General features: G+C 40.4%; 8 protein-coding genes. 1 reads left to right on the top strand and 7 read right to left on the bottom strand.

Annotated elements, in window-relative coordinates; all coding sequences use genetic code 11:
* Positions 1 to 204 precede the first annotated feature (204 nt).
* Both prlC and DC53_RS14555 read right to left on the bottom strand, forming a co-directional pair.
* Positions 205 to 2,244 carry an oligopeptidase A gene (prlC, locus tag DC53_RS14550; RefSeq protein ID WP_033028856.1) on the bottom strand — a complete coding sequence of 680 codons (2,040 nt, stop codon included), beginning with the start codon at positions 2,242 to 2,244 and terminating at the stop codon, positions 205 to 207.
* 346 nt (positions 2,245 to 2,590) lie between these two features.
* Positions 2,591 to 3,271 (bottom strand): DUF2461 domain-containing protein, encoded by a 681-nt coding sequence (locus tag DC53_RS14555; RefSeq protein ID WP_007377686.1) that lies wholly within the window; start codon positions 3,269 to 3,271, stop codon positions 2,591 to 2,593.
* Between the two features lie 78 nt (positions 3,272 to 3,349).
* On the opposite strand from DC53_RS14555, the gene gorA reads away from it, so the two are divergent.
* Positions 3,350 to 4,714 (top strand): glutathione-disulfide reductase, encoded by a 1,365-nt coding sequence (gene gorA, locus DC53_RS14560; RefSeq protein WP_007377687.1) that lies wholly within the window; start codon positions 3,350 to 3,352, stop codon positions 4,712 to 4,714.
* Positions 4,715 to 5,059: 345 nt separating this feature from the next.
* Here gorA and DC53_RS14565 read toward each other — a convergent pair whose 3' ends face one another.
* The 5 genes from DC53_RS14565 to DC53_RS14585 all read right to left on the bottom strand — a co-directional run bounded on the left by DC53_RS14565 (position 5,060) and on the right by DC53_RS14585 (position 15,115).
* The gene (locus DC53_RS14565) at positions 5,060 to 5,371 is read right to left on the bottom strand and encodes a hypothetical protein (RefSeq protein WP_033015760.1); all 312 of its coding nucleotides are present in this window, start codon (positions 5,369 to 5,371) and stop codon (positions 5,060 to 5,062) included.
* A gap of 141 nt (positions 5,372 to 5,512) precedes the next feature.
* Positions 5,513 to 5,992, bottom strand: a complete 480-nt coding sequence (locus DC53_RS14570) for a hypothetical protein (protein WP_007377688.1) — start codon at positions 5,990 to 5,992, stop codon at positions 5,513 to 5,515.
* Between the two features lie 56 nt (positions 5,993 to 6,048).
* Positions 6,049 to 6,630, bottom strand: a complete 582-nt coding sequence (locus DC53_RS14575; RefSeq protein WP_007377689.1) for a hypothetical protein — start codon at positions 6,628 to 6,630, stop codon at positions 6,049 to 6,051.
* A 23-nt stretch (positions 6,631 to 6,653) separates the two neighbouring features.
* Entirely contained in the window at positions 6,654 to 10,490 is a 3,837-nt protein-coding gene (locus DC53_RS14580; RefSeq protein WP_239462878.1) for a contractile injection system tape measure protein, read from the bottom strand.
* A gap of 2 nt (positions 10,491 to 10,492) precedes the next feature.
* Entirely contained in the window at positions 10,493 to 15,115 is a 4,623-nt protein-coding gene (locus tag DC53_RS14585; protein ID WP_033028855.1) for a hypothetical protein, read from the bottom strand.
* Positions 15,116 to 15,127 lie beyond the last annotated feature (12 nt).

Raw genomic sequence — 15,127 nt, 5'->3', positions numbered from 1 at the left:
CCCAAAGGGCAGCGCATGTTTGGCATTTATGCTGCGTTATCGCCTATTTATGGGGAATAACCACACTACATAGGCTCTGCCTTGCCTAAATACCAAACAGTCTGCTGCAAATTCACCCACCAAAGATCAACACGCCCTAAAATTTAGATAATAAAAAAGCGCCATTAGGCGCTTTAATTTGGTTTGTGCTAAATATTAGCTTTTTTAAGCTGCAATACCGCTGTGGCGTAGTAACGCGTCAACATTAGGCTCACGACCACGGAACTTTTTAAATAATTCCATTGGCTCTTCACTGCCGCCTTTTTCTAAAATATTTTGCATGAAAGCTTGCCCGGTTTGCGGGTTAAAAATACCTTCTTCTTCAAATTTAGAATAAGCATCAGCAGATAGAACTTCAGCCCATTTATATGAGTAATAACCAGCGCTGTAACCGCCTGCAAAAATATGGCTAAAGCCATGCTGAAAACGGTTAAACTCAGGTGGATTAACGACCGAGGTACGGCTACGCACATCGTTTAGTACGGCTTGAATTTGACACTCTTCACCCGCTTTATAATCATTGTGGATTTTAAAGTCGAATAACGAGAACTCAATTTGACGTAGCATTTGCATGCCTGAGTTGTAGTTTTTAGCCGCTAGTAGCTTATCAAGTAGCTCTTTAGGTAACGGCTCGCCCGTTTCATAATGACCTGAAATAAAGCTCAATGCTTCTTCTTCATAACACCAGTTTTCTAAAAACTGACTAGGAAGCTCTACCGCATCCCACGCTACACCATTAATACCCGCAACAGGAGCATCATCAACTTGTGTAAGCATGTGGTGAATACCATGACCAAACTCGTGGAATAAGGTTGTTACCTCGTCATGAGTAAACAATGCAGGTTTATCGCCAACCGCTTTATTAAAGTTACACACTAAATAAGCCACTGGAGTTTGTAGTTCGCCGTTAGCACGCACTTTACGACCCATACAGTCGTCCATCCACGCCCCACCGCGTTTACGGTCGCGTGCATATAAATCGAGATAAAAACGTCCACGTAAGGTATTGCTGCTATCTACAATTTCAAAAAAGCGTACATCTTTGTGATAAGTATCAAAGTCAGTAACTTCTTTTACGCTAATACCAAATAAACGGTTAACGGTTTCGAATAAGCCACTTAATACTTTATTTGCTGGGAAGTAAGGACGTAATACTTCATCTGAAATAGCGTACTTTTCTTGCTTAAGTTTTTCGCTGTAGTAACCAAAATCCCATGCCTGTAATTCAGAAATACCATGTTTTTGCTCAGCATAGGCTTTTAACTCTGCCACTTCTTGCTCTGCTTGTGGTTTTGATTTAGCCGCTAGGTCTTCTAAAAACGAGAATACTTGCGCCGGTGTTTCGGCCATTTTAGTTGCCAGTGACTTTTCAGCGTAGCTGTTAAATCCTAGTAACTGTGCAAGTTCATGGCGAAGCGCAAGCTCTTCGCTCATAATACCTGAGTTATCAAATTCACCAGCGTTAGGGCCTTGATCTGACGCGCGCGTAGAAAACGCGGTGTAAGTTTCTCTGCGGAGTTCGCGGTTATCTGCATAGGTCATAATTGGTAAATACGACGGAAAATCAAGGGTAAATACCCAACCGTCTAACTCTTTACTTTTTGCAGTATCTGCTGCAAGCGCTAAAGCAGATTCTGGCAAGCCAGCTAAGTCGCTTTCATCAGTAATATGTTTGTGCCAAGCAAGTGTGGCATCCATTACGTTGTTACCAAATTTTGAGGCAAGTTCTGATAAACGCGCGCTAATTTCGCCGTAGCGTTTTTGCTGCTTTGGCGCTAATGCAATACCCGATAATTTGAAATCACGAAGCGCATTAGTAATTGTTTTTTGTTGTGCTGTAGTCAGCGTTTTAAATTCGTCGCTGTTATAAAGCGTATTATACGCGTTGTATAAACCTTGGTGCTGACCTACAAATGTTGAATATTCAGATATTAACGGTAAGCACTGCTCGTAAGCTTCACGTAATTCGTCATTATTCATTACTGAATTTAAATGCGATACAGGGGAGAACATGCGCGATAATTTGTCGTCGGCTTCTTCAAGGGGTAATACTAAGTCATCCCACGTGTACGAACCTTTCGCTAACACGTCATCAATGGCTTTACGACAAAGCTCAATACCGTCTTTTAGTGCTGGTACTACGTACTCAGGCTTTATTTTTGAAAATGGTGGTAAGCCTTCAAGGCCAATTAGTGGGTTGCTCATAAATACTCTCTTTGCGTTAATGCATTACGTTTTAAATTGGGTCTAAAAGTAAAAAAACAACTCAACTGCTTTTAAGTTGTGTAATTTTAATAAGGTTGCTCTAAAGCAAAGCACAAATAACCCATTAATGAATCAGCCACTTTATAACGCTCTAGGGCGTGTTGAACTTTGTGGATTGAAATTTGTTCAATCTAGGGGCGATTAAATCACGGCGCGAGGTTTGTAACCTAGTGGGCTAAGTAAAAACCGAGCAACAAAGAGTTAATCGTCCCTATAAAGAACCCAAAGGGCAGCGCATGTTTGGTATTTATGCTGCGTTATCGCCTATTTATGGGGAATAACCACACTATATAGGCTCTGCCTTGCCTAAAAACCAAACACACTGCTGCAAATTCACCCACCAAAGATCAACACGCCCTACTACCGTATCAACTAGGTTATTACTGCATATTTGCTTTTGAGTAAGTGGGCTAATGGCTATAAAGTCTTTTCGTTTGAGCTCATCTATTAAGGGATGCTCTTTTTCAAAACCTCTTGGTGGGCGTTTTAGCGACTCTCCTGACATTTCAAATATAGATTTAAATTGCTCATCATAAATTGCTTTTTTATAGCTATTTGGGTTTTCATCTATGCAGGTTCTAATTGCGTTAAGCGCCTTTGATTCTGGTCGCCAAATACCAGCACCTATAAAACATTCGTCATTTGCTAAGTGAAAGTAAAAACCTGGGGCGTGTACGTCTTTTCCCATAAAATGGCGAAATTGAATTCCTACATTAATTTTATATGGGGCTTTATCTTTACTAAAACGCGCGTCTTTATGGATTCTCATTAAACTACCGCCGACTTTTTTATCTGATGCGACAAAATGGCTAGAAACCTCAGCAAGTGGTGCTTGCATTTGCCTAATGAAATCTAAAGCGGGCTCTCTTACGTATTCCTCATACTGTGATTTATGGTCGTTAAACCAGTCTCTATTATTGTTTTGATCAAGCTGAGCAAGAAATTCGAATGTTTTTTTACTAAACATAGGTCACCTAAACACTCTTTATTTTTAAAACTTAATGTTATGCTAATGCGCATAAAACTCAACGCCTAAGGACATAAAATGACACAACACTTTGATTATATTGCAATCGGTGGTGGCAGTGGTGGTATTGCCTCTGCAAATAGAGCGGCAATGCGTGGCGCTAAAGTAGCACTTATAGAAGCAAAACACATGGGCGGCACATGTGTAAACGTGGGTTGCGTACCTAAAAAAGTAATGTGGCACGGTGCTCAGGTTGCTGAAGCAATTAATTTATATGCCCCAGATTACGGCTTTAATGTTGAAGTTAAAGGCTTTGATTGGAGCAAGTTAGTAGAAAGCCGTGAAGCCTACATAGGCCGAATTCATAAAGGTTATGACAGTGGCCTTGCAAGCAATGGCGTTACTGTAATTAAAGGCTTTGCTAAATTTGTAGATAATAAAACAGTTGAAGTAAACGGCGAGCACTACACAGCCGACCATATATTAATTGCAGTAGGTGGTCGCCCAAGCATTCCGCATATTGAAGGCGCTGAGCACGGTATCGATTCAAATGGCTTTTTTGAACTAAAAGAGCAACCTAAGCGCGTTGCCGTTATTGGCGCAGGCTACATAGCCGTCGAACTTGCTGGTGTATTACACGGTTTAGGTACTGAAACACATTTATTTGTTCGTAAACATTCTCCACTTCGTAACTTTGACCCATACATAGTTGAAACACTTGTTGATGTTATGGCTGCTGAAGGCCCAACTCTTCATACAGAATCTGTACCTCATAAATTAGTTAAAGAAAATGATGGCTCTGTAACGCTACATTTAGATAACGGCAAAACTCATAACGTTGACCAAGTAATTTGGGCCATTGGCCGCCAGCCAACAACAGATGCAATTAATGTAGCTGCTGCCGGCGTAGAAGTTAACAGCGATGGTTTTGTTAAAGTTGATGAGTTTCAAAATACCACAGCTAAAAACGTTTATGCTGTTGGTGATATTATCGAAAACGGTATTGAGCTTACGCCTGTAGCAGTTAAAGCAGGGCGAACTTTATCAGAGCGTTTATTTAATAAAGAACTACCTGATGATTTAAAAATGGATTACAGCCTAGTTCCTACTGTTGTATTTAGTCACCCACCAATTGGTACTATTGGCCTTACTGAACAAGAAGCGATTTCTCAGTATGGCGAAGAAAACGTTAAGATTTACCAATCTGGCTTTACGGCTATGTACACAGCGGTAACTAAACATCGCCAGCCTTGTAAAATGAAGCTTGTATGTGCCGGCCCAGACGAAAAAGTAGTTGGCCTACATGGTATTGGTTTTGCGGTTGATGAAATGATTCAAGGTTTTGCCGTTGCCATGAAAATGGGTGCAACTAAAGCTGATTTTGATGCTGTTGTGGCTATTCACCCGACTGGCTCAGAAGAGTTTGTAACCATGAGAGGTTAGTGTAAAAAAGATACACATAAACGTTTTCAATATCTGAAAACGTTAAACTCCCCGCATTAATCACTTTATCAATGAGGGGAGTGATCAACTAACTTTAGACAGTAAATTAATTTTTCCATCCGTAGCAGTAAGGCGAGCCGCCTATTGTGACTATGTAGCCCTCCAAGCTTTAATCTATACAGTAACAACCTATATCTTTCTCTATTTCTGAGTTATTTCGATAAACGGCTGTAGGTAACCATTCTACTTTTAAACTTCTTGATAAACGCCCTACCCTTATTATCGCCTTACGGTCTTATGTTTTGTTGAATTGGATAACAGTATGGGAACTTACTGCCAGCTTTGTTACTTCTTTCGGTTACGCTTGTTTCTACCTCCTATCAAAGCTTCTTTTATAACCATAATTAGTGCCATCACTACCGGCGATATCATTCCTACCACGGCAGTAAACGCTTGAAGCTCAAGAAAATATCCAGCAAGGCAAGTTACTAAGACTAACACTACCGTAGTGGGCATCGCCCATCGTCCTATTAACATAATGACAATATCTTGAGGCATAGTACGATTGGTAGATTGATCTATATTTGTTTGCTCAAGCTCGGGGTTAGATTTGGTTTTTGCATCGCAGTCCGATGAACTCTCAAAATTTTTTTTCATCAAAATTACTCCTCTGATTGATAAATTTTTTGGGGAAGGAGGGGGAGGCAAAAGCCTCCTTAGTCAGTCGCTGCAATAGTCGTTATTAACAGGAGAAGGAAGGAGAGTATGGAAGAGGGTTATGTCTTTAAATAGGGCTACTTAATGAAGCCAAACTTGAGGACTAAAAAAGTGTTGTTCCGGTGAATATTCGAGTTGAGAATATAGGTGTGTTTGATTGGCATAAATATCAAAATAAAGAGTATATAAACGAAGCCATATAGTGAGCCTAGGCTGATCAGTTTGATTAATTTGTTGCAGCGTGTACGAACACATTACGCCACTAATAGGGAGTGAAAAACACTGCTGAAATTGCACTAATAATTCGTCAACATAGCCTTTAACTGATGCTTTAAATAATAAATTAGCAATACTTTGTTGCTGGATATTTTCTCCCTGCAACTGCAGCCATATTTCTTCACAGTAATGATGTTTAAATAGTTGGTATAGCTCAGATGAGGAGAAGCCAATGTCCTTCATGGTTTGCCAGCAGGTGAGATCCTCAATATTGACACTATAAATGTTTGCTGCTTCACGCTTTAAAGCAAAGACTTTTTCAAATGCCTGCACATAATTTGCCATTATCACTTCCTTTGTTAGAACTTCTAGGAATAACGTGCGGGCATTAGAAATGTGAATTAAATTCGACTCAAACTAGTCCTTTTTTCAATAAAAATAAGTGAAATAAAATCATCAAGGATTGATGCTAGCTCTGAATGATTCCTTAAATGCCCGTGCCACAAAGTCTTAGACTCGCCATTCGCTAGAAAATGACTGTATCCTTCATCGTCAAAATATAAGTGTTGTATCTGACTATTTAACTGTGCTGTTTTATAACGACAAGCAATATGATTGCTGCCTGGTTGTGTGAAAAATACCATTTGACTATCACCGGAGGCTATTGTGTCGTCACTTTGTAAATTACCATTAAATTTAAATGTGACTTCATAAATAAAATCAACAACAGTGTTGCCACTCTCTAACTGAGCTGTTTCCGTTATAACTTCACTCGCGTAACCATGACTGGCCAACTCTATTTTTATATCACTTAACTGCGCTAACACTGTGTGTGAAAACAGCTCGTCAAAGTAACGCTTGCGATCGTATTCGCTAAGTAGGCGAGTGCTATCGGCTTTCGCTTTAGCAGCGTCATAAAGTGTTGATTTATGCTGATGTGTAAGAATCAACTCATGCGTGTTGGTTTCGCTATAGGTATGCATAAAAATCCTCTGTAACTTGTTTGTTAAAAACCATACTTCCATTCAATATGAAGTAACGCTTGACCTAACCAAGGCAATGTCACCATGCCAAGCCCCCAAGGCAACTTTGACATTAGAACGTCTTGCGGCATAGTCACTACGCGAATATGACAACCTGATTCTGTTTGCTCAACCGTCCCCTCTCGTGTAATAAACATCTTAGAAAACTCAATCGTTGGCATTCTTTTTAACACTTCCCAACGATTCACAAGCGCATGTAACATATGATCAATTGCTATAATTGTCTGTTCATTCAACTCAATGGGTTCCTCTATTTGGGTATCTAATGGCAGTCCCAGCAACGCATTAACGGTTAAACTAACTTCAATAAGTGGATCAATATTAGCGATATAACAAAGCACGGCATGCGCCTGCATTTGCGTGTCATCGTTTTTAAACTCCCCTTCATCCATCAGCTCAAGCCTGGTAAACAAAGTAGGTAAAAAAGGCCATAGAATAACCAAACCCACATCAAATGTGACAGGCTCACTTTGCTGTTCATTCATTTGTTGTAATTGCGCTAGCTGCGTTTTAACTTGTGAAATAGCACTTTGAACAACCCCTTTTTCGCCCTCTGAAGACGTGGTTCTGGCAAGCTTTGTTAAAAGTCTTTTACTTTGTTTAATTGCCTGTTTGAGATCAGAATTTTGCAGTGTTGATTGAACATCAGCTCGTTTTTCTATATGAGCTAATAAGTTTTGCGTTTCATCAACGCGTTCAACCGCCATTAATGCGTTAAGTAGCGTTTCTGAGGGGGTTACTACTTGGTTTTTCTCTCCTTGAGGCAAAGTTACGAGCGTCTGTGCTATCAATGCTTCTTTTGCGTCATGTTTAACTAATATTGATGAATGAGTACCTATGGTTTCCTCTGGATATGAACTCACTTTATTAAGCTTATTATTCTGTGCTGATAACGCTGAACCATGGTGTACTTCATCGTCTTTAATTGTCTCTATATCCAGCTCGACATGTGAGCTTTGAGTTTGTTTTATACCCCCCTTACTTTGACGTGTATTATTATTTTCAAACGCTATTTTTTGCATATTGAGCTTAGGTACTTGCGCTGAGTTTTTATCGAGTGTCACTTGTGTTTTATCGACATTAACTTGATTTTCATCGCTATACTCAAACGTTTCTGAAGGTTTATGACTTATGTTCATATCGCTACTCATGTTTAACAATACGCTGTCATTGTTATCTTCATGCGTAAGTACATCTGGTAGAAAATTATTACGTAGTTTGTCATCGTCTTTAGTGGCATTTAAGGTAGCTTTAGTGAAAGACACTTGCTCGTCTTCAACCAAGGTTGATACCGCTCCATGTGTAATATGCGTATCAACTTTATGCTTTTGTAAATTACATTGCACCGCTAGAGGTTTTTCATCCACCTCATATTCTTGGGTTATGTTATGAGTAACGCTGTCAGCTCGTCGCTCATTTTTTTGTGGCTGAAAAACCGTAACTTGTTCATCATTGAAATTTGCTATGCGTGATGTATAAAGTTCCTCAATATTAAAAGGCTGCAGCCATACACTATTCATTTCTGTTAGATGTTTTGTTGCATGACTAATCAAAGGTGTGAACCAAGCATCCAAACCAACCTCGGCACGCGCTATGAGCGGTAACTTTTGAAGTAGCTCTTTTTCAATCAAACCTAACGACTGAACATGCTGTGTAATTATTTTTTGCAGCTGCTTGCACTGCTCATCTTGCTTTATTTCACCAAAAAGTAATGAACTTAGTTCATTAGCAAGCCATACTTGCTGATTTAAAACAAAACGATAAACACGCTGTAATGATGGCTGATAGCAAAACTGTAATTTATACCCAAATTTAGCCATGTGGGTGACTCTAGCGTAACATTGCCAAGTAATAGAGCCACGGTTATTCATTGCAGTTTGCCCAGATGTTAAAGCATGTTGTTGCTCAAAACTTTGAACCATGTTTACTAAATTGCGGTTAAGTTTTTGATAAAGTTTATCTAAACACTCATGCATAGCTTTTTCACTCTGCGCACCATCAAATAACAATCCGGTTAAGTTAGCTTGAGTAGTTGATTCATCTGAAAGAGCGCGTTGACACTCTACCTGTAACTTTTCAACGATCCGATTAAATGCATGACCACTTTCTGTACTGTGTAATTGCAACCATAAGTTCGAGTTTTTTTGAATAGGTAAGCTTTTCAATAGTTCAATAACACAAGGTAGTACTATGTGATCATAGGCATCTAGGGACATCGTTTGTTGATACTGCACCAACCAAATTTTAATCTGTTTGAGCACAGTCGATAGTTCATTATGGTTAACTTGTATAGCGAACTCATCTAATTGCTTCTTCGTCGCTATTTGCTGATATTGCTTACTCCATCTATTTACGTCATCAAACCAGCATTGTATTTCTTGTTCAGGTATACGCTTTTTTACTTGCCATTTAATCGGTCTCTCTAAGAGTAGAGCTGGCACATCAGGCAACCGACTCAACAAGCTATAGAGCCTCAACACTCCCAATTTTTGGTTATTTACGTGGCAACTAAATAGTCCTTCAGAACCTAGCTTGTCTGTTAGTTTTACTATTTTATCTACTGTATGCTGCGGTGTTTCTCTCTTTCGAAAAGTATCGCCGACCGCTTGAGTTATTTGGGTTAATTTGGAAGCTAAAGTTACGCTTAGTCGTGTTTGATTGGCGCGAATAACCTGCAGTGCGAACCAAGCTTTTAGCCTTTGCTTTGGTAAAGCATGTGAATCAGCAAGGATCTGTAATAATGTTAATACCTGTTTTAAAGTTTGTTGTTGCTTTACCCCTAAAGCATTGACTTTTTTGGCTATATTTAGTTTCCTAATGTCATTGTTAACCAACTCTGTGTGCTCAACCAGCTCAATTGCTAGATCACTTTGCTTCGCAGCACTAGTCACAATACGCTGTAAATCACTCAGTAATTTTTTATTACACTGCGCTTTATTTAATACACACCACATGCTGAGCATTTGCCTATATTTAGGTGTATTAAGTACAGCAGTAGTTTGTAGTAATAATCGCTCGCTAAAAGCGCTATGGGCAACAAATAATTCATGTAGTGAGAGCAACAAAATGCACTGTTGTTCGCGTTCAGTATGCTCAGTGATACTCGTCGTAAATTCTAATAAGCGAATAAAACGATCACATTGCGCCATACTTAAGCAAGCCAACAATTTGCTAACTCTTTGCTGTTCTTGCGCATTATAAAGTGGCGCCACCAGCAACAGGAGTACCGTTTTATCTTGTTTGAATAACTGTACAAACCTTTGCCTAAGTTGCGGCCAATTTGGCTCTGCTTGGAGTTGTTGAAGCGGGTTAGAGATGGTTTTAATTGCTTCACTAATTTGCCTTTTTAACTCAAGTCTAAGCGTCGTCTTGGCCATTATTCCCTGTGGATTTTGTTTACTTAATTTTGTAAGTAAACTAAGTAAAACCCTATTAAGACGAGTTGCACCTTGGCTATTTATCACCGCGAACTGAGCAGAGTTCTGTTTACGGTATTGTTTTAATGGCCTTGCTATGCTGTCGCTCAGCAGCGGATAAACATAATGTTTAAACGCTGCAAATGGGTCTAGCATTACAAATTGCCAATCAATTTCAGCCAAATCAATAACCAAATCGGGTAACTTAATCGTATCAAGCTGTAAGTCTGATTCATCTAATTCAGGCCAGTCCATTTGTGATAGACCTTGCATGATCCACTCTGAAAATTGACTTTGAACATCATCCAAGGTTATGTCTGATGCACGCAAAGCTGATTGAGGGGCCTGTATATCAGCCCTAAACTGTTTGATGGTTAGTTTCATAATTAAAAGTGATCATTGCGCCAAGGTTGAGTACCACACATCACTGGGCCATCTAAATATAATGCATGCCACCAGTAATCTTGATGTGTATGGTCATCGTGACTAATGTCTCCTCCTGCACTATAAATATGATGCCCAACACTCGCCTCCGCACGGTTACTTCGCCAATAACCCTGTGCCATCAGGTTTTGACATTTATATGCGCCACCACCGTATAGCACCGCGGTGTTAGCACGTGCAACTACTTGACAATCATCGCAATACGCAACACCTGCGCCATATTCAGAGTGACATGACGACACATCTAAAGTTGACTCTCGCACACCATACACACCGCCACCTTGGCGTGTTGCTGAACAGTGTTTAATATTGCTAGCTTCGACACCACTGACGTCAGCTTCACCGTAAATAGCCCCACCATCACCATTAACATGGTGATTTTCGATGACACAATTAAGTTTTGTGCTTTGCACATAACGTAAATGAAATGCGCCTCCATTACCTTCATACAAGCCACCATTAAGTAATGAACCATCGAAGGTAAAACCACGCATTTCAACACTTTTGATCAGCGCGTCACTTTGACCATGAATTAAAAAGCGACACCCTGCATGTTCTTTTACAATGCGCGTTTCTCGTTCATTAAAACCTATAATACTAACGTTTGAACCTATGCGTACTTGTTGTTTCAATTTGTAAACTCGGTTCATTTGTGGATGACTGGTGTGTGGCAGTAGTAAAAGAGTCACATTGCAGAGCAACTCTCGGCTCATCACTTCATCAAACTCTTGCTGATTTTGTATCAACAGTACTTTGTTACTTTTAGCCCACGACCAACAATGTGCATCTATATACGCTTTTACGGCAGCCTGTGTTGCCAGAGCTTCATCTGAAGCCATATCACCACCAAGATCAACATCAGCTGATATACAGTCAATCATTTGGGTTTCACCCAATTGGAGTGTTGATGAATTAAGTGACCCATTAACAGTGCAATCACTTTGTATGATGGCACCATCAGCAAAGCTTAAGCTATTATCCACCAGCAATGCATTGCGAACACGTACATCCCCTTCAATATCTAATTTATGGCTTGGTGTTTGCGTGCCGATACCAACATTACCTTCTGATGTTATGTGTAGGGCATCGTGGCCATTAGCTTGAATCATTAATGGAGCAGCATCTTTGCCCGACTCAACATTGATAAGATGCTCACCCTCAGTGCCAAATACCGACATAGAGGGCCCCGTTATACGGCTTCCCATTTGCAAAGTACTAAGTAAATTAACTTGACCATGCACTGTTACTGCATTATTGAACGTGGCTGCTGGTGTAACAGACACCTGTGAACCAACCTCTAATCCTTCAATGTTTATACCGCCTTGGAACGTTGCTTGCTTAGCAACTGTAAGGGTATCTCGCAATGACGTGTGATTTTGGACCGAAAGCTCATCATTGAGCCTTACCGAACCTTGGAATGTACTTTCACTTTTCACTTCAACATGGCGATTAAATGTTGAGATACCATCCACTAACAACGTATCTTTGAGATGAACATCATCACTAACAGTTAAGTCCGATCGCAGCTCAACATCGCCAAATATTTTTGCTCCATCCAAGCACTCTAATCGACCAGAGCCGTGCAACGTTCCTTTAAGCTCAACATCACCTCTAAATACTGCATTGCCGTTAACATCCAATGCTTGTGTTGGTGAGTCGGTTTGTACACCAAGCTTACCGCCTTCAATCACAACGGGTTTTGCACCTTGATGGTAAACAGCAAAAGCTTTTGCAAAATGATTTTGGTCAATAGCCACTTGTGCTATACCCGCAGGCATACCTGCTGATTCGTCATCAATAACGCTACTAAAAGGTAAACCAAAGCGCGCTTCTCCTGCGAGTTCGCTATTACCGTACACATTAATGTTACTTCTAAAGCTGGCATACTCATCAACATGTAAACTTTCATCGACCTCTAAGCGCCCTTTGATCCCAACGTCTTTTCTAAACTGACTATCTTCAGCAACATCGAGCGCATAATCGGGTCGCTCAACACCCACACCTAATCGACCGTCGTTAAATACTAAACCCGCCTGGCCTCCCTGCCTTTCAATATAAAGCCCTTGCTTTCCTTGCTCTTGAATATGTAACCGTGCGTTTGCCGGTTTATCTGATAGATTTAAGTCACCCTCTATCTCTACATCAGTATCAAATTGCGCTCCGCCTTCAACAAGTAACGCATTACCGCTTTCAGTGGGCGATATTTTCATACCATCCATAACACTCACATGGCCATTCACTGTAAGTGTATTATCGACGGTCGTTGGACCATTAGCATTGAAGTTATCAGAAAAGGTCACATCACCATCTGTTACCGTTAAGCCATTATGAAAATCAACGGCATCTGTCACAGATAAAGTGCCAGCTAGGTGGCTAGAACCTTGCACAGCTAAGGCATCTTTTTGTTGCTGCGCGCTATTATTCGTTACGCTAAGTGATAAACCATCATCAACTTGAGCCGTGCCATTAACACACAGCTTGTTTTTTAGTTTAGTGTCGCCTTGAACTTCAAGCGCAACCTCTTCACCTGAGTTCGCCTCCCCCATGATCTGCACTTGACCAGTCACACAAGCTTGGCCAGTTAGTGCAAAATTCACATCAGATACTGGTAATGGCTGGTTAATAGCAAGTTGACCGGCAGCCATATAAGTTGCAAAACCTTCAGTGGCATGTTCCACTTTTATTGCCGCTTGTTCACTCAATTGGGTGATATGCACTTGCGAGTTGGCAGTTCTTAATAATGGATTACCAGCAACACCCACCGTTAATTGACCATGAACCTCTGTATTACCAAAAATACCAGCACCGCCATGCACACTAAGTTGTGTGGAAAAATTACTGTTCCCCACAACCACATTCATATCGTTGACGCTAAAAATGGCTTCGTCATTATTGTTCAATACATTAATATCACTGGCAAAATCTACAGAGTGCGCAAACAGCGCATCAGCTCCTACGTGCAAGGACTTCATTGGGTTAGATTCAAAAAGACCTAATTTATCCATCTTACTGGTGATAATAGGCGTCACTGCTTGGCCGTTAAAATGACTGATCTCAACGCCTGAAGGGTTACTTGGACTACTCAATACAGCAAGCTTTGCGTCGCACTCCCAGTTTAGTTGATCATTGTTTGAAGCAATATTAAGCTGATTATAAATCTGCGCTTGTTCAATATCAGCGTGAGTGTTCACCGTTAAACTATCAGTCGTTGTACTGCCAGCAATTAACTGGCCATTTATTGTTGCTGTATCACTATCAAGGTGCTGATTTACTGTTACGCTTTCGCCAGTGACATGTCCCTCAACGCTTAAAGCATCTTTGATTTTAGTTGCTTGGTACACCGTAATTTTTGATTCATCTAGCAATGGGGCATCTGTGACTTTGACAAACTGTGCTGCGTTCGTCGCTATATTTAATAATGACTCTCCGGTGTTACCATTCACATCTAACTTAGCCGTAGCGTTAACTTTGCCCAATGCAAGCTTACCTGATACCGCTAAGCTTCCAGCGTCAATCGGTAATTCATTCACACCCACTGACATTGATTCAGAGACACTAACATTACCTTCAAAGTGACTTTTATCTAGCCCGTTAAGTTTCACATAATGCGCATTTCGTATATCACCAAAAAGCGCATCACTGGCCACATGAAAATCGGCAGCAACATCCGTCGTGCCCACACCAACCTTACCTTCAGAATTAATAAAAAATGGCGTGGTATCGTTGTTATAGTCATCTACTCGCAGCAAGGCATCCATATCACTACTACGTTTTGATATGTGCAGTTTAGCTTGCGTACTTTGCGCATCAATCCCCACACCTAATGTGTCACTTACTTCTAGATGCCTGGTAAATATCGCATTTTCACCTTCAAGCTTGTCGCTAAGTATTGTTTTACCTGTAACCACTAATGTATTGGCACTGGCATTTGCAAGTGTCGATGATACTGACACCACCAAATCTGACGCATCAATTGTATCCGTCACATTAAGTGATTGAGCTGTAACAGATTTTGTGATCTTTGCATCACCAGATATCGTGACTTTAGGTGCTGTATTTTCATCAAGCTCGGCACGTAAGATTTCTGTACTGGCATTGTTAACCAGCAATGCATCAGTATTAAGTTGAACCGTATTCACCTGAGCAGTCGCATTGAGCATACTTGCTTGTACAGTGCCCGAAACTTGCAGCTTTTTATCGTCTTTTGAAAGCGACAATACACCGTCAAACATTTCCATGCTGTCACTATCGAGATTTAGCGTTTGCGTCTCACCTTGTGTCATGCTCAATTCGTTAGCACTTAATTTCAACTTTTCATTGGTTTGTGTATCAGATGTGATAGTCAGAGGTGCAGACACTTCTAATTCACTTTTATCATCTACTTTAACCACTTGAATAGGATCATCTACTTGATTGAAACTAGAGCGGATCAACGCCTCAAAATCATTGCCTGAGGGCGTTTTTAGATCATCAAACTTCTCAATAAGTGAATCGCGGTTTTCCTTTTCAATTACTGTTGTTGCATGCGCAGGTAACGTCGCATTTTGATCATTAAGTGTAGTCATTATGTGTTCCTT

The sequence above is a fragment of the Pseudoalteromonas fuliginea genome, assembly GCF_000690055.1.
In the GTDB taxonomy this organism is placed as follows: domain Bacteria; phylum Pseudomonadota; class Gammaproteobacteria; order Enterobacterales; family Alteromonadaceae; genus Pseudoalteromonas; species Pseudoalteromonas fuliginea.
This window is presented reverse-complemented; position numbering and strand designations above follow the sequence as displayed.

Bases quoted from the DNA above. Each gene is read 5' to 3' on its own strand.
- prlC (WP_033028856.1), bottom strand. From the start codon at position 2,244: ATGAGCAACCCACTAATTGGCCTTGAAGGCTTACCACCATTTTCAAAA.
- DC53_RS14555 (WP_007377686.1), bottom strand. From the start codon at position 3,271: ATGTTTAGTAAAAAAACATTCGAATTTCTTGCTCAGCTTGATCAAAAC.
- gorA (WP_007377687.1), top strand. From the start codon at position 3,350: ATGACACAACACTTTGATTATATTGCAATCGGTGGTGGCAGTGGTGGT.
- DC53_RS14565 (WP_033015760.1), bottom strand. From the start codon at position 5,371: ATGAAAAAAAATTTTGAGAGTTCATCGGACTGCGATGCAAAAACCAAA.
- DC53_RS14570 (WP_007377688.1), bottom strand. From the start codon at position 5,992: ATGGCAAATTATGTGCAGGCATTTGAAAAAGTCTTTGCTTTAAAGCGT.
- DC53_RS14575 (WP_007377689.1), bottom strand. From the start codon at position 6,630: ATGCATACCTATAGCGAAACCAACACGCATGAGTTGATTCTTACACAT.
- DC53_RS14580 (WP_239462878.1), bottom strand. From the start codon at position 10,490: ATGAAACTAACCATCAAACAGTTTAGGGCTGATATACAGGCCCCTCAA.
- DC53_RS14585 (WP_033028855.1), bottom strand. From the start codon at position 15,115: ATGACTACACTTAATGATCAAAATGCGACGTTACCTGCGCATGCAACA.